The following is a 15,305-nucleotide window of genomic DNA, read 5'->3' on the forward strand; positions in this document are numbered from 1 at the left end:
TCAGTTCTCCACAACCAAAGGGGTTTCGACGGCCACCGCCGGATACCGGCGCAACGCCTCACGTACCTGCGCGGCATCTTCCAGGTCCAACACTTGACGGGCGATCAATTGACAGTCAGCCAGGTCCAGCTCGCGCACCGTGGCCTTGATGGTCGGGATCAACGGCACGCTGACGGACAACTCATCCACGCCAAGCCCGACCAACATCGGTATCGCCAACGCTTCAGAGGCCAAGGCACCACACACCCCCACCCACTTGCCATGAGCGTGGGCGGCCTTGACGGTGGTGGCAATCAACCGCAGCACGGCCGGATGAAAGCTGTCGGCCTGACTGGCCAGGCGCGGATGATCACGGTCCATGGCCAAGGTGTATTGGGTCAGGTCGTTGGTGCCGATGGAGAAGAAGTCCACATGCGGCGCAAACACATCGGCCATCAACGCCGCCGACGGCACCTCAATCATGATTCCCAACTTTGGCAGCTCCTTGAGCCCCAAGGCTTGGGCTTCCTCCTCAAGCATCTTGCGCGCCAGACGCAACTCCGAGAGCAGGCTGACCATTGGCAACATGATGTGTAGCCGCGCAAGACCAGCGCTGCCCAGGATTGCGCGAAACTGTTCACGCAACAGTTCCGGACGCTCCAGGCACAGCCGAATGCCGCGCAGACCGAGGAACGGGTTGGTTTCGCGCTCCATCGGCACATAGCCCAGCGGCTTGTCGCCACCCACGTCCAGGGTCCGCACCACCAGATTGCGCTCGCCACCAAGCGCACGGGCGATGGCGCAGTAGGTCGCGGCCTGTTCAGCAGGGCTCGGCGCGCGGTTGCGATCGAGGTAGAGGAACTCCGAACGCAGCAAGCCGACACCTTCACCGCCCAAGGACAGGGCCTGCTCCACTTCTTGCAACGACGCCACGTTGGCCGACACCTCGACGTGATGACCGTCGCGGGTGATCGCGGCCCGCTGCGCCTGCTCCACCTCGCGCTGACGGCGTAAAACCTGTTGTTGCCGAGAAGCCTCGAAGTGCTCGATTTCGGCCAAGTCGGGCTCCAGGCGCAGTTCTCCCTTGTCGGCGTCCAGCAGCACCTGCTTGCCCTTGGCCAGGTGCAATACCTGAGCGGGCACGCCGCAAATCGCCGGCAAGCCAAGGGCGCGGGCCAGGATCGCGACATGGCTGGTTGCGCCGCCGCCCACGGTGACGAACCCCAACACCTTGCGGGTGTCGAGACTCGCGGTTTGCGAGGGGGTCAGCTGCTCGGCGATAAGAATGGCCTGCTCCGGCAAGTCCCACACACTGTCGTTGATGCCGAGAATCAGCTTCAGCACCCGTTGGCCAACATCCGCCAAATCGACGGCGCGCTCGGCGAGCAGCGCACTGCCCAGTCCCTGAAACAGCGTCGCCGTGGCGACCGTGGCCTGTTTCCAGGCAAGCGCCGCACTCTTGCCGTGGGCCAACCCCGCCTGTGCCTGCTCCAGCAACGTCGGATCTTCCAGCAGTTCCTGGTGGGCCCGAAAAATCTCCGCCTGGGCGCCGCCCGTCTTGGTCTGCAAGGCTTGCAGGGCTTCGGTCGCCTGTAGCAGGGCGCGCTCCAGTGCAGCGCGCTCGGTGGCTTCTCCCCTGCCAACCTCGGTGATGCTTAACTCAGGTTCCGCGACCTGGACCACCTGACCAAACGCCGACCCAGGTGACGCACAAACACCGCGCAACACGCTCGCAGAGGATACCGGCGTCACCTCTGCAGGCCTGTCAACCTGAGCCGCTACCGTTTCGCCACATCCTTCGACAAGCAGCAGTGCCAGCATCTGGATGGCGGCCTCGGCATCCTCGCCAATCGCACTCACTTGCACGATATCGCCCTGTGCGGTTTGCAGTGCCATGAGCGCTACCAGCGACTTGGCATTGGCACTCTGGGTCTGTTTGTGCAGGCAAATACTTGCATTAAAACCTTTGGCTGCCTGGGCAAAGACAGCCGCCGGACGCGCATGCAAGCCGTTGGCGTTGGGCAGCGTCACGGGCTTGGAAAACAGCGCTTCACCCTGCTCTTGCTCATCCGCGGCCATGCCCGGTTCAGCCGTCACACACAACAGCGATTGCCCGACCGCAACCAGTCCGGTCTCCGGGACCAACAGGGCGAAAGGCTCGCCGCTCACCACTAGCATCAAGGTCAGCAAACTGCGGGCATTGAGTGCGACAAAGTCGGCGTCAAACTCGATCAACGGCTGACCGGCCTCGACCCGCTGTCCTTCCTTCACCCTTCGGGTAAAACCCTTGCCCGCCAGGTTAACGGTGTCCAGACCGATATGCATCAGCACCTGGACACCGTTGTCAGCAGTGACACTCACCGCATGCCCACTGTCCTGGATGTTGCTGATCACCCCGGCCAACGGCGCGCAGAGGATTTGCGAGGTCGGGTCGATGCACACACCATCGCCAATCATGCGACTGGCAAATACCGGGTCCGGCACCTGCTCCAGCGGAAGCAACACCCCCGCCAGGGGCGCCAGCAGTTCCAGGGTTTGAGTTGTGGTCATGACTTCACCTGTTAGTTTGTTCTGTAAAAATCATCGAACGAAGGAAGGCTTACTTCCACCAGTACTCAACCTGCACACCAAAGTTCGAGCCATGTCGCGCCGAGCCGTAACTACCGGTGTCGGACAATGCCGAGCCCGCCGCCAGTTCATTGGCCGCACGCTTGGCCGCTTCGTTCCAGGCCGCGTAGGTGTAATACACGCGTACTTCCGGCCGCGCCCAGAAGGCCGGGCCTTTGGGCGACCAGGTCGGGGCGAAGGTAAACTTGCTCAGCTTGCGGGTGCCGCCGCGGGCATCGACCTGATCGTGACCAAGCTCGGCGACCAGTTTGAACTGTTCGGTAAGCGCGTAGGCCGGGCGCACCCCCAGGGAAATCCAGGTCTGGTCCTGGCGACCGGGGCGGATATCTTTCTGGTAAACCGCCTCGACCTGACCACCCAATCGCGGCGTCACTTGCCAGTCGAAAAACTCCACCGCGCGGTAGCTTTTGCTGCTCTTGTCCAGGGCCGTATTGCCGGTGTAACCCAGGCCCGTGCCCGGCCCTTCACCGTACTGCAAGGCGAACTTGTTCTTGCCGCCGAAGAACGATGTCTGCACGTGCTGGGCGGTGAGCGCCCAGCCGCTGTTGGCGTCGCGACCACCGGCTTTCTCGATGTAGCTCAAACCCAGTTCCAGCTCGCCACCGGGATTGGTCTTGAAACCGGCCACATTGAAGTCGTGGCGGGTGGCGTATTCCTTCTGGTACAGGTTGTCCTTGCGTGACAACGCGTAGCTGTACTTCAGGTCGCCAATCAGCACGTCTTCGATACCACCGCCCGTGGCGCTCTGGTTCCAGTAGTAAAAGTCGGAGATATGAATGTCGTTACGTTTGTAGTAGCGGCGACCGGCCCACAGCGACCCGCCGTTGAGGCTGGGCATGTTCGACCACTGTGCATACATCTGCGGCATGCGCGCCGAGCCGTTGTTTTCCCCCTGGAACTTCAACTCTCGGTCGTACTTGTTGTACAGCGAAGCCATGGCATCGACGCTCAATACCGAGCCGTCGTCGAGGGTGAACAGATCCTGGCGCAATTCCAGCTCGCCATACTGTTCGCATTCGTTGCCCAGGCGGTATTTGGTCTGTGCGCCCGGCAACTGGAAACATTGCTGCGGACCACTGCCCGTTGAAGTTCCCGCGCCACTGCGCAGATAACCTGAAAACTCCAGGGCCTGGGCGGCCAACGCAAGCGTCATGCAAGAAGTAAGAAGGCCCAGCTTTATTATTGTTTTCATGAAGCGCTCCATTTCTTTTTATTGTTTGTGACGCGATGTTGTAGGAGCGAGCGTGCTCGCGAACATCGTCAACGATGACGCGGGCATCCTGGATGCACGCGGCGCTTTCAGGCTTTTCGCGAGCAAGCTCGCTCCTACAAGGGGATGTCAGTCGGTCAGATGCAGCACAAAGGATTCGTATGGGCGCAGCGAAACCTGCGTCGTGCGCGCCGGGCAGTCGGGGTAGTTGCTGATCAGCAGGCGTTGTTCGGTCGTCTCGCCGATGACCTCGCGAGGCAGTTCGATCTGACACGGCGTGCCGTAGAAATTGTTCAACACCAGCAGGCGTTCGCCCTGCCCTTCGCGCAGGTATGCCCAGACCTGGGCGTGCTCCGCCAGTAATGGGCGATACACACCCTCCAGAATCAGAGGCTCGACGCGGCGCATCGCGATCAGCGCGCGGTAGTAATGCAGCACCGACTCGGGGTCATCCAACTGGCTTTGCACATTGATCTGCGCCGCATTCACCGGGATACCGATCCACGGTTCGCCACGGCTGAAACCCGCGTTAGCGTCGGTATTCCATTGCATTGGCGTCCGCCCGTTGTCCCGGGACTTCTGCATGATCGCGGCCATGTTGCCGACTTCGGACTCACCCGCATCGCGCTTGAGGCGGTAAATGTTCAAGGTCTCGACGTCACGGTACTGCTCAATCCTGTCGAAGCCCGGATTGGTCATGCCCAACTCTTCGCCCTGGTAGACAAAAGGCGTGCCCTGCAAAAAGTGCAGCGCCGTAGCCAGCATCTTCGCCGAGGCCACGCGATACTCGCCGTCATCGCCAAACCGCGAGACCACCCGCGGTTGATCATGGTTACACCAGAACAACGCATTCCAACCGCCGCCCGCTTGCATGCCCAGTTGCCAGTCGGAAAAGATCCGTTTTAGCTGCTGGAAATCGAAGTCCGCCCGCACCCACTTTTGCAGGTTGGGGTAATCGACTTTCAGGTGATGAAAGTTGAAGGTCATCGACAGTTCTTTCGACTCGGGGCGCGAGTAGCGAACACAGTGTTCCAGGCGAGTGGACGACATCTCGCCCACGTTGATCAGGTCATGCCCTGCAAAGACTTCGCGGTGCATTTCCTGCAGGTACTGGTGAACGTTCGGTCCATCGGTATAGAAACGGCGGCCGTCGGTGTTGTCCTCGGGAAAGTCCGCGGGTTTGGAGATCAGGTTGATCACGTCCAGGCGAAAACCGCCGACGCCCTTGTCACGCCAGAAGCGCATCATTTTGAACACCTCGGCGCGGACCTTGGGGTTGTCCCAATTGAGGTCGGCCTGGGTGTGATCGAACAGGTGCAAAAAGTACTGGCCGGTTTGCGCTTCGTATTCCCAGGCCGAGCCGCCGAACTTGGATTCCCAGTTATTCGGCTGGTCGCGCCAGATGTAGAAATCGCGATAAGGATTGTCGAGGCTACTGCGCGCCTGCTGGAACCACGCGTGCTCGATGGAGGTGTGATTGACCACGATGTCGAGCATCAGCTTGATCCCGCGCTTGGCGGCTTCGCTAATCAGCAGGTCACAGTCGGCCATGGTGCCGTAGCTGGGATCGATGGCGTAGTAATCACTGATGTCGTAACCGTTGTCGCGTTGCGGCGAACGCAGGAACGGCGTAATCCACAGGTAATCGACGCCCAGCCACTTCAGGTAATCGAGTTTGTCGACGATCCCCAGCAGATCACCGGTGGCGTTACCCGCGTGGCTGTGGAAGCTTTTTGGGTAGATCTGGTAGATCACCGAATGTTGCCAGTCTTGCATGGTGGGTTCCTTCAATGAGTGGTGTGCTGGCTTTGAGGGCCCCTTCGCGAGCAAGCCCGCGCCCACATTTTGAAATGCATTCCAACCTGTGGGAGCGAGCTAGCCGCGATAGCAATGGATCAGGCGACCCGATACCCCGGCCGAACGATCTTCATGCTCAACGCACAGGTCAAAACAAACGGCACGACCATCGCCACCACCATGCCAATCACAAACATCGGGATGGCATGGGGCACGATCGAAATGAAACCGGGCAAGCCACCGACGCCGATCGCCGAGGCCTGGACCTTGTTCAGCGACAGGAAAATACTGCCCAGCGCCGAGCCCAGCAGGGCCGCGTAGAACGGAAACTTGAAGCGCAGATTGACGCCGAACATCGCCGGTTCAGTGATGCCGAAATAAGAGGAAATCGCCGACGTCGAGGCCATGCTCCTGTCGCGGGCGTTGCGGCTCATGTAGAACACGCCGAGCGCGGCGCTGCCTTGGGCCAGGTTGGACATCACGATCATCGGCCAGATAAAGGTGCCGCCCTGGGTGGAGATCAGTTGCAGGTCCACGGCGAGAAACATGTGGTGCATGCCGGTGATCACCAACGGCGCATACAACAGACCGAAAATCGCGCCGCCAAGCATCGGCGCCAGATCGAACAGCGTGACCACGCCTTCGGTGATCAGAATGCCCAGGTGCCGGGTCACCGGGCCGATAATCGCCAGCGCCAGCACGCCGGTGACGACGATAGTGGTGATGGGCACCACCAGCAGTTGAATCGCATTCGGCACCCGCGCCCGCAGCCATTTCTCAATGACGCTCATGACGTAGGCGGCCATCAGGATCGGCAGGATTTGCCCTTGATAGCCGACCTTTTCAATCTGGAACCAACCCAGGATATCGAAGTACGGCAAGCTCTGGCCGTCGAGACCGGCCACCGCCTTGCCATAGTTCCAGGCGTTGAGCAGATCCGGATGCACCAACATCAGGCCGAGGACAATGCCGAGGATTTCACTGCCACCAAAACGCTTGGCCGCCGACCAGCCCACCAACGCGGGCAGGAACACGAACGAAGTGTTGGCCATCAGGTTGATCAGGCTCCACAAGCCATCCAGGTTTGGATAGGCTTCCAGCAGCGTCTGCCCCTCGATAAACATGCCTTTGGCGCCCATCAGGTTGTTCACCCCCATGAGCAGGCCGGCAATGATCAGCGCCGGCAGGATCGGCATGAACACATCGGAAAACACCCGCACCAGCCGTTGCATGGGGTTGGTTTTATCCGCGCCCTTCTGCTTCACGTCGGCAATGGTCGATGCGGCCAAGCCCGTCTCTGCCCGCAACGCGGCATAGACCTTTTCCACCTCGCCGGGGCCGATCACGATCTGAAACAGCCCGCCGGTAAAAAACGAGCCCTTGACCAGGTCAACCTGACTCAACTCGGCATTCCTGACCAGGCCTGGGTCCTTGAGGGCCAGGCGCAGACGGGTCACGCAGTGGGCAGCTTGCTCAAGGTTTTCGCTGCCGCCGAGACTGCGCAGAATCTCGCGGGCAATGTTCGGGTAGTCGTGGCTCATGCTTGATATTCCACTTGGTTTTTTTGTTATTGAGGGCAGTCATTGGCAGCACGCCGAGGAGCAAAGTACTCGTCTGTACGAGTTAAATCAACAGCTCGTCTAGACGAGTTACAATTTGTTTATTTTATTCACCACCTGTAGGAGCGAGCTTGCTCGCGAAAAAACCGAGAGCGCCGAGGGATGTCAGATTTTTCGCCGCAAACTCGCCCCTGCCGAGATGGGTGATATCCAAGGGCCCGATGGACAAACCCCACCTCTGCCACTAAGGTTCCTGCCTTGAATGCAAACGCTGCACAGAGCCCTCCCCCATGAGCAAATACAACCAGATCTATACCGATCTGCTTGCCAACATCACCACCGAACGCCTGCAACGCGGCACGCGCCTTCCCTCCGAAACCGAACTGATGGACGCCTACCAGGCCAGCCGTGGCACCGTGCGTCGAGCCATCGAGCAGTTGCAGGAGCGCGGGTTTGCGCAAAAAATCCATGGCAAGGGCACTTTTGTGCTGTCACCCAACCCCATCGAATTCCAGCTCGGCGGGATCGTCAGCTTTCTCGAGACCCACGCCGACCTCGGGGATGACGTGCACACCGAAGTGGTGGATTTCAGCCAGTTCCCCCTTGAAGGTTCACTGCTGGAACATATCGAAGCCGCACCCGGCAGTTTGATCACCCGGATCAAACGGGTACGACGCATCGGTGGCAAACGGGTAATCCTCGACATCAACCACTTCGTCGCCGACCTGATCCCGGGGCTGGACCAGGCGATTGCCGAGCAGTCGATCTACGCATTCATCGAACAGACCCTGCACCTGCACATCAGCTACGCCCAACGCACCATCGAAGCCTTGCCCCGAGGCAAGGACGATCAGGCCCACCTCGACCTCGACGGCCAGAGCCATGTGATCGTGGTCAGCAACCAGACGTTCTTGCAGGACGGGCGGCAGTTCGAGTACACCGAATCGCGGCATACGCTGGATAAGTTCTACTTTTCGGATATTGCACGGCGGTAAGGCCACGCGAAGATCAAAAATGTGGGAGCGGTGGGGTTTGATTCATCGACTCACAAAACACAAAACCCCGGCTCGAAGGCCGGGGTTCTGTTATTCAGCGTTCACCTGATGGCGCAGGATCACTCCCACTCGATTGTAAACAACAGATAAAAACCCATAATTATCATTTACTTATGGCGCTAAATTTTCTCAATACCATGAAATATGCCATATCCTATTATGTGGACGATAGCTTGCGCTCTGCATCGGTAAGACTCCACCCCTCACCCTGCCCGAACGCCTTGGCCATTTGCCGCAATAGGATGGCCAGCTCGGCCGCATAGTCCGGGTCGGCGTGGAACTGCTCGGCCATTGCTTCGTCGTGTGGTCGGCCTTTCATCTGGTGCCATCCTCTTTGTTGAGCGGGCGGTACAAGGTTAGCTAACGGCCATAAGCGGTCGCTCTTACACCGACGTCTACATTATCGGCCAAGCGATATAGCGTCTTCGTCAAAATTGAAAGCGCATGCCAAGTGGGCGAGTACAATCCCCTCATAGTATGGCTGCGGCCATCAACCATCACAGAATATGGATGTTACACATGCGTTTACTCTTGCCGCTGGCCGTAAGCCTGACCCTTATCGGCTGCGCCACTACTAAAACCGATGTTCGCAACGAAGCACAAATCAGCCAATATGACCCGGCTAACACTGCTCGCGTTCGCCTGATCACGGGCGACACCACCAATGCGGGCTTCATCAGTGGCCAGACCTGCGAGGCGTTTTACAACGAGTCCCTGCTCACCAAAACACCTGAAGAAGCAGGATGGCAAACGGCGCATGTCGACTCGGCCGGACTCTACCCTTTTCGGGCGACAGACAGCCAAAACAGCGTGGTTGGCATGCCTGCCAGTAAGGCGAGCAAAGCCATCAATCAGTCACCCAAGGTGTTTGACGAGCATGTCATCCCGGCCGGGAAACCCTTTATTGCAGGGTTCGCCATGGGGGGCTCGCAGATATCATGCTTTCCCGCGCCCGTCACGCTCATTCCCGAACCCGGCAAAGACTATGAAATGGAACTTCAAATCATGAAAGTCAGCACGTGGAAAGCAGGCTGCGTGATTGCCGTTCGACAACTATCCACTCAGGCCAATACCACCGTCGAAACACCGTTAAGACCGCAAGTGTGTGCAAAGACACCGTCGGGTTGGTATACGGTCAACGCAGCACCTTCGCCTTAGACAGTTGAGCAAATAGTCATCCCGCAAGATCCGCTGCAGCTCAAGTGGCGCAGGCTGCCATTGGCCATTCCCGGCCAGAAGCGGACCCGCACCGACCCCCCCTCACGCATGGCGCTTATACGTCAGGTAATCATGGGTACCGATACCGGTGCATAAAAACCCCGCCTTCTCGTACATCCTCTTCGCGGGGTTATCAGGTCGCACACTCAACCGCAACTGCGTGAATCCGTGCCGTGCCGCGTCCAATGCATAGGCTTCCAAGAGGGCCATTCCCACCCCGCTACGCCGATGTTCTGGACTTACATGAATAGTGCAAAGTTCTGCGTAACTCTGCGCAGGTATCCAGAGTGAGTAACCTGCGAAGGCATTACCCATGAACGCGACGTTCAGACGGTCAAAATTCTCTACCCAACGCGTCAGGTGCCGTTCCAGTTGGGCTCGCCACGATGCTTCATGCTCGGGCTCCCAACAGCGGATATAGCTCTCCTCGCCTCTGTAGATGGCCGGAAGATCGATAACACGTGCTTGTCTGAGTTGTAGTGCCATTCCATTAGCCTTTGATGACGTGAAAGTATGGTATGGCCTGCCTGACATTTCGCAAAGCCTGACGATGGATCGCGATCCGGATGAGCGCGAGGTTACAGGTGGCTAGCAGCCGGTCATGAAAGGCTGCTTCTGGCCGAACTCGGGCTCACATTCCCGCAGTACCTGGTGATGCTGGTGCTGTGGGAATCTGAGCCACTAGCTGTAACGACCTGCATTGGAAAACATGCTGACCTGCAATCAACGCGGTTTTCGACCAGCATTAATTGCGTCCAGCCGGCGCCGCGGACCGGAGTTGGGGTTGTGCCATTTTCGCGAAGCGGTGCCAGCGGCGAGGCTCAGTCACGCCGCCACAGGCCGGTCAGGCGCTGGCGCCAGCTCGTCATCTGCCGTTCCGGTGGCTCGGGCCAGTGCGTCTTCTTGATCTCGCATTGCACGATGCCGTTGGCCCCCAGCCGTAGACGCCAGCGCTGCGCGGAGGAATAGGACTGGCCGGGTTCGGTATGCACCAGCAGCAGGTTGTAATCGTGCTGCTTCTCGATGGGATGCGCCTGGATGGAGGCAAACGGATCGGCCTCGTCGGCACAGACGAACAGCTGGTGCTTGCTGGCCAGGATCATCTCGCAGAGCCGTTCGCAGTCCAGGGTCAGTCGCTCCTGGATCTCGTCCTGTTCCAGCGCCGCCTTGTCGAGAGTGAGCCGCGAGCGGTAGCAAATGATCTGCCGCTCTTCGTTGCTGGCCCACTTGCCGGAGTGTTCCAGCACCTGCCGGGGCAGCTCGGGGAGTTTTCGGTAGTCCAGCCAGACCAGTTGCTGGGCCAGTAATTTTTTCGTGTAGGGCATCAGCAGGCGGATCTTCCAGCGCGGCTTGCCCTTGCGCAACCAGCGGGTAATGGCGCTGATCATGTCGTCGCGCAGCAGGTCGCGGAGGGCGTAGATCAGCGCGATGCCCAGCAACAGGGTGAGGGACAGCTTCTGGCTGGCGTCTCGCGCGTTGAACAGGAAGTAGGTGAACAGCGACATGATCAGCGTGGTGGACGCAGCCTTGACCAGCTTATGGGTTCCCGGGCCCAGCTCGGTGATCCTGGAGCGCAGCAGCACCGGATATTCCAGCAGCCGGTGATACAGGCTCATGCGGTTCCAGACTCGGGTCGGCGTGCCGAGGAAGTCGCCCAGGTACTTGCGCTCCTTGCGGTGCTTGAACTCCTGGCGCAGGAAGTCGGCCATCGACTGCCTCAGTTCCTCGTCCAGGTCGGCGAAGCCGTCCAGGGTCATGCTTTCCAGCAGGTACTGCTCGGCATACCAGGAAAAATAGATGTCCATCTGGCGGAAGTAGCGCAGCTGGTTATTTTGCTGGGGAGCGGTCTTGCGCAAGCGTTGCGCAAAATTCTGGCTGAGTCGTAGGGCGCGGCTGATCGGTTCCGCCGTGGCCCCCGAACTCTGCAATTGCTGGCGCAAGCGCTCCATCGAGGCCAGGTACTGGAAAAACCAGGACCCGTACATGATTTCGTAGTGGGGCGAGAGCAGCGAGAACGAGGTGTCGGCCTTGCTGGCGCGGTCCTTGGCCGGCAGGCCCAGCAGGCCGAAGCGGTGCGTCAGGGCGCTGAAGAAGAACTGTTCCTCGGCCAGGGTCCTGGCAGAAAAGTTGCTTTCGTGAGGGGTGAACAGATACAGCTCGACCTGGTGCCGGCCCGGTTTTTTCAATGTGCGAGTCAGCTGCAGGCGGTAATCGCCCTTGCGCTTCAGTGAGAACACAGCTCCCCCCCATGTGACAGTTGGCCCGGCGGCAGGATAGCAAGCTTTCTTGCGGATGATCCCAAGTGCTGTTGGAGTGGGGGGTGTGCAGGTTCGTGCGACTGGGGTGCCGCCACGCGACCGCGCCAGCACCGGGACGGGCGATCGCACCGCGCGAGTAGTTGGGGTTATGCCGAGATAAGGGGAAAATTCACTCATTTTGGTATGCAACTACTTCTCGGGATGGAAAATTCCGGAGACAACGCAATAGGCGTCCGCAGATTGGCCGAGGTGGCCAAGCATTGCAGCGGATGAGTTGGTTGCACGTAGCCTTTATAGAACAACCACTTGCGACGTGAATGTCCTAATTTTCCATTATCTCGGCATAACCCCGAGTTAATTGCGAATGAACCTGCATTTATCCGTTTCGACCTGCATTCCATCGCTGTCGGCCAGCATTAATTGCGACTGAATAAGATTAGATCGGCAGTCCCGCGGCCAGCATTCTATCGCGCAACTCGGCGGGCCGGGCCGGATCAAGCATGTTGTGGAAGAGTGCGTTGATCTCGGTAGGCTCGGCATCAAATTGCTCCACCAAGTCCTTGATGCGGTAACCATGGCGCATTAAGGTTGGCTCCAGGTCGTCCAGTTGACGTGAAAGCACTGACTCCACCAGTTCCGCCGAGACGGGTTTCTCGCCAGTCAGGTAGAGGCCTCCACCGACTGATCCACGCGTTACCCATAACGGGGTTTATGGTAAATCCAAGTTCCAATCAAACGCATAGTCCTATTTATAAGCCGCAAACAGCCTCTACCCATTAAGCTCGCGCTCTTTTTTGAGTTCAGTGAGAAGCAGGACGTGAACCACGTCAACCGTATGAGCATCCACTGGCGAAGGCAATTATGGTCAAATCATGCAGATCCCGTGCATTGGTCACGGGGCTGTTCTTCGCGACAACTGGAACTAGCTCTTTCACGAAGGCTTATGGCTATCTAAGCCCTCAGCATGGAAAGGTTCCGAGACGGATGCAGCTTCGATGTCGCCCCGGTGCACCCGAGCGATGAGTGAATCAGAGGAGCCTGATACCAGCTCAATCTGCACATTGGGAAAGCGTTCATCGCCTGTCGCTGCTATAGCAGGGCTATGGCGAAGAATGGCAAATCAGTATGGCTGAGACAGTGCTCCTCAAAAGGAAACAACTTGTCTGCGAGACAGGATACTAGCCCTCCAATGACATGTGTGTTTTCTCCTGACAACCTGGAGGTGGAGTGAGGACGATTTTTGGCGTGTTCATCGGCACTTCCCCGAACGTTGGATGACACTGGAAGTGTAGCCAAGATCGGAGAAATGGTAATTCGAGAACAGAACACTAGTGCCCTGTGTGGTGCTTTGGCGGTACATTAAACGGCAAGACACCGCGCAGCAATCGCATGATCGAATGACTGCTTTGGGTCGACAGCGGTCCATCACACCCACGGCCATGCAGAATACGAGACTCAGCCAAAGTCGTGTCAAGAGGACAAGCGCTCTATGGTCAGCGCCATGGCTAACAAGATCATCACGACACCAGATAGCTGGCTGACACGCTTCGCGGTGTCAGGTCTGCCTCCGAGTACAACCTGGGCGCCGAACCCAACAGCCAAGTACACGGCACTACAGCCGATAATATGCAGTAATCCCAGACAAATAATCTGCACGGAAACCGGCCACGCTGCGCTAAGGCTGGTGAATTGGGGAAGCAGAGCCAGAAAGAACAAAAACAGCTTAGGGTTCAAGCCGGCCATGCAGGCACCTTTCAGCGCCCACCGAGACTTGCTGGGCGAGCCCTTGGATTCACCTTGAGCAGGTGTGGAGGGTTTCATGACCATATTGATGCCCATCCATGCGAGGTAGCCTGCGCCCGCAAGGGTGAGCAGTGATAGCGCGCCTGGTGAGCTTGCAACCACGCCGCCGACTCCAGCTGCGACTATTAATGTGGCGCAGAGATGCGCTGACATCATGCCGGCCACAGCCGGAACAACGACACGACGCCCGTGCACGCCTGCAGAGATTGCATAAGCCCAATCCGCGCCAGGCGTTAAAACCAATAACAAAGATACGGCCCAAAATGCGGCGATTACGCTGATGCTCACCTCAACCTCCCCGCGCCTTCAGAAACTGACTTAATATCGAAATCCGTAACATCCCGAATGCTGTTCTGCAAAATCTTGCATCTACATAATATTATTCAGCTAAAGGCGGAGAAAATACCGTGCAGGAAGATCCGTATCCCGTTCGGAAAACGCGTGGCGATCAGACGCAGTTGGACGCTATCGACAGAAAACTATTAAGTCTTCTGGCTCGAAATGCGGAGCTGAGTTACAACGAGCTGAGCCAGCAAGTCCATCTCTCAGCTCCGGCGGTGCATGAACGAGTGAAGCGGTTGAAGAGTAGAGGGGCGATTCGGGCGACAGTTGCCCTGCTGGACGGCCTGAAAGTCGGCAGAGCCCTCCTTGCTTTTGTACACCTTGAGACCAGCAACTGGGAAACCACTCGACGCGTACTCGAGATGTCCGCTTTCCCGGAAATTGAGGAGATCCATACCGTGGCAGGTGACACTGCAATGATTCTGAAAGTACGAACCGAGAACTCCGCAGCACTGGAAAACATGCTGGGTAAACTGCACCGTCTGGAGGGTTTCAAAGGCGTCAAAACATTTATCGCCTTGGGCACCTACCTCGAACGAGGACCCCTACCGGTTTAGCAGCAGTTGTATCTTGCGCATTGCCCCTCGGGTGCTTGAAATGTGTTAACGGCGACACATGCTTGCCCATCGCATGCAACCCAGTTCCTGCCCTAAAGCCGGTCTGCCGCCCGCAGAGCTGAAGAGCATTGCGTAAGCAGCGGCGACATCGGTCTGAGCAGCCGTCGTTGCTGATGCAGGGGAAATCGGCGGGCGGTATCTTGAAGGTTGTGCTGCCGCCTCAGTGAATGATTCGCCCAATCCCTTTGCGGATGGCGTCCGTTCATACGCGCGTGATGCGGACAAAGCGAAACAGCTGGGAGAAAAGCGAGATACACAACCGACTTCATCTAATGCCCTCTGGCGCGGGATCAGTAGCGCATGAGGCGATGCATCGTCGTAAATTGCCGAAGCTAACCAGCCTCTGTGCCCTGCTCCAGGGCCTTTGCGAATTGGCGCATCAGCCGCACCAGGTCTGTGATGTCTTCGGCAGCCCAGTCCTGAAAGATTCCTCGTGCCAGGCGCTCGCGCGCTTGGTCGATCTGGTCGGTGATTGCCTTGCCTTTCGCAGACACCACCGCCTCGCGCATCCGACGATCTTCCGAGTTCTCATGCCGGATCACCAACTCCATGCGTTCAAGCTTGGAGACCTGGCGGCTGATGGTCGTGTAGTCCCTGCCCAGGCGACCTGCCAGATCCACGACGCCAATCGGTCCCACCCGCTCGATTACCACCAGGAGGCGAAAGAGCGCCTGGTCCAGGTGTACACCTGCTTCCGCGATGAGTCGCTCGTCGTTCCGAGGCCGGTTCATCACGCTCACGATCGAGATCAGGGACCGATGGAGATCCTTCATCTGCGCGGATATATGTGTATCTTGCACTTTCTTTTTGGTAGTCATAAACTGCCCTCCTAATATGTG

The 15,305-nt window shown here is 58.3% G+C and carries 13 protein-coding genes; 3 read left to right on the plus strand and 10 right to left on the minus strand.

From position 1 onward, the window contains the following. The 4 genes from ptsP to treP form a co-directional block, all read right to left on the minus strand. Positions 1-2,529: a phosphoenolpyruvate--protein phosphotransferase gene (gene ptsP / locus BLU75_RS17260; protein WP_084381945.1), complete on the minus strand. Its 2,529-nt coding sequence runs from the start codon at positions 2,527-2,529 to the stop codon at positions 1-3. Between the two features lie 49 nt (positions 2,530-2,578). Further along, complete coding sequence (locus BLU75_RS17265) at positions 2,579-3,799, minus strand: maltoporin (protein WP_090221513.1); 1,221 nt, start codon at positions 3,797-3,799, stop codon at positions 2,579-2,581. A gap of 147 nt (positions 3,800-3,946) precedes the next feature. After that, on the minus strand, positions 3,947-5,593 hold the full coding sequence (gene treC / locus BLU75_RS17270; protein ID WP_084381947.1) for an alpha,alpha-phosphotrehalase: 1,647 nt from the start codon (positions 5,591-5,593) through the stop codon (positions 3,947-3,949). Between the two features lie 119 nt (positions 5,594-5,712). Continuing rightward, entirely contained in the window at positions 5,713-7,155 is a 1,443-nt protein-coding gene (gene treP, locus BLU75_RS17275; protein WP_090221514.1) for a PTS system trehalose-specific EIIBC component, read from the minus strand. Between the two features lie 308 nt (positions 7,156-7,463). Between treP and treR the strand changes: the two genes are divergently transcribed. After that, complete coding sequence (gene treR / locus BLU75_RS17280; protein WP_084381928.1) at positions 7,464-8,168, plus strand: trehalose operon repressor; 705 nt, start codon at positions 7,464-7,466, stop codon at positions 8,166-8,168. 217 nt (positions 8,169-8,385) lie between these two features. Here the strand turns inward: treR and BLU75_RS17285 are convergent, their stop codons facing one another. After that, the gene (locus tag BLU75_RS17285) at positions 8,386-8,547 is read right to left on the minus strand and encodes a transcriptional regulator (protein ID WP_084381929.1); all 162 of its coding nucleotides are present in this window, start codon (positions 8,545-8,547) and stop codon (positions 8,386-8,388) included. A 200-nt stretch (positions 8,548-8,747) separates the two neighbouring features. On the opposite strand from BLU75_RS17285, the gene BLU75_RS17290 reads away from it, so the two are divergent. Then, positions 8,748-9,386, plus strand: a complete 639-nt coding sequence (locus tag BLU75_RS17290) for a hypothetical protein (RefSeq protein WP_084381930.1) — start codon at positions 8,748-8,750, stop codon at positions 9,384-9,386. Positions 9,387-9,488: 102 nt separating this feature from the next. On the opposite strand, the gene BLU75_RS17295 is transcribed toward BLU75_RS17290, so the two are convergent. From BLU75_RS17295 to BLU75_RS17310, 4 genes are all read right to left on the minus strand, one after another. Next, positions 9,489-9,932 (minus strand): GNAT family N-acetyltransferase, encoded by a 444-nt coding sequence (locus BLU75_RS17295; protein WP_084381931.1) that lies wholly within the window; start codon positions 9,930-9,932, stop codon positions 9,489-9,491. 335 nt (positions 9,933-10,267) lie between these two features. Further along, positions 10,268-11,683, minus strand: coding sequence for a hypothetical protein (locus BLU75_RS17300; protein ID WP_084381932.1), 1,416 nt, complete (start codon positions 11,681-11,683; stop codon positions 10,268-10,270). A 457-nt stretch (positions 11,684-12,140) separates the two neighbouring features. Further along, positions 12,141-12,326, minus strand: a complete 186-nt coding sequence (locus tag BLU75_RS17305) for a phosphoribulokinase (RefSeq protein WP_231982574.1) — start codon at positions 12,324-12,326, stop codon at positions 12,141-12,143. 848 nt (positions 12,327-13,174) lie between these two features. Further along, positions 13,175-13,795 (minus strand): LysE family translocator, encoded by a 621-nt coding sequence (locus BLU75_RS17310; protein ID WP_084381934.1) that lies wholly within the window; start codon positions 13,793-13,795, stop codon positions 13,175-13,177. A 119-nt stretch (positions 13,796-13,914) separates the two neighbouring features. Between BLU75_RS17310 and BLU75_RS17315 the strand changes: the two genes are divergently transcribed. Beyond that, positions 13,915-14,406, plus strand: a complete 492-nt coding sequence (locus BLU75_RS17315; RefSeq protein WP_084381935.1) for an Lrp/AsnC family transcriptional regulator — start codon at positions 13,915-13,917, stop codon at positions 14,404-14,406. A gap of 392 nt (positions 14,407-14,798) precedes the next feature. Here BLU75_RS17315 and BLU75_RS17325 read toward each other — a convergent pair whose 3' ends face one another. After that, complete coding sequence (locus BLU75_RS17325) at positions 14,799-15,284, minus strand: MarR family winged helix-turn-helix transcriptional regulator (protein WP_084381936.1); 486 nt, start codon at positions 15,282-15,284, stop codon at positions 14,799-14,801. Positions 15,285-15,305 lie beyond the last annotated feature (21 nt).

Origin of the sequence: Pseudomonas mucidolens, from assembly GCF_900106045.1 — a bacterium.
Lineage (GTDB): Bacteria > Pseudomonadota > Gammaproteobacteria > Pseudomonadales > Pseudomonadaceae > Aquipseudomonas > Aquipseudomonas mucidolens.

Excerpts from the sequence above, each read along its gene's own strand:
- ptsP (WP_084381945.1), bottom strand. The coding sequence starts at position 2,529 with ATGACCACAACTCAAACCCTGGAACTGCTGGCGCCCCTGGCGGGGGTG.
- treC (WP_084381947.1), bottom strand. The coding sequence starts at position 5,593 with ATGCAAGACTGGCAACATTCGGTGATCTACCAGATCTACCCAAAAAGC.
- BLU75_RS17325 (WP_084381936.1), bottom strand. The coding sequence starts at position 15,284 with ATGACTACCAAAAAGAAAGTGCAAGATACACATATATCCGCGCAGATG.
- treR (WP_084381928.1), top strand. The coding sequence starts at position 7,464 with ATGAGCAAATACAACCAGATCTATACCGATCTGCTTGCCAACATCACC.
- BLU75_RS17285 (WP_084381929.1), bottom strand. The coding sequence starts at position 8,547 with ATGAAAGGCCGACCACACGACGAAGCAATGGCCGAGCAGTTCCACGCC.
- BLU75_RS17265 (WP_090221513.1), bottom strand. The coding sequence starts at position 3,799 with ATGAAAACAATAATAAAGCTGGGCCTTCTTACTTCTTGCATGACGCTT.
- treP (WP_090221514.1), bottom strand. The coding sequence starts at position 7,155 with ATGAGCCACGACTACCCGAACATTGCCCGCGAGATTCTGCGCAGTCTC.
- BLU75_RS17290 (WP_084381930.1), top strand. The coding sequence starts at position 8,748 with ATGCGTTTACTCTTGCCGCTGGCCGTAAGCCTGACCCTTATCGGCTGC.
- BLU75_RS17295 (WP_084381931.1), bottom strand. The coding sequence starts at position 9,932 with ATGGCACTACAACTCAGACAAGCACGTGTTATCGATCTTCCGGCCATC.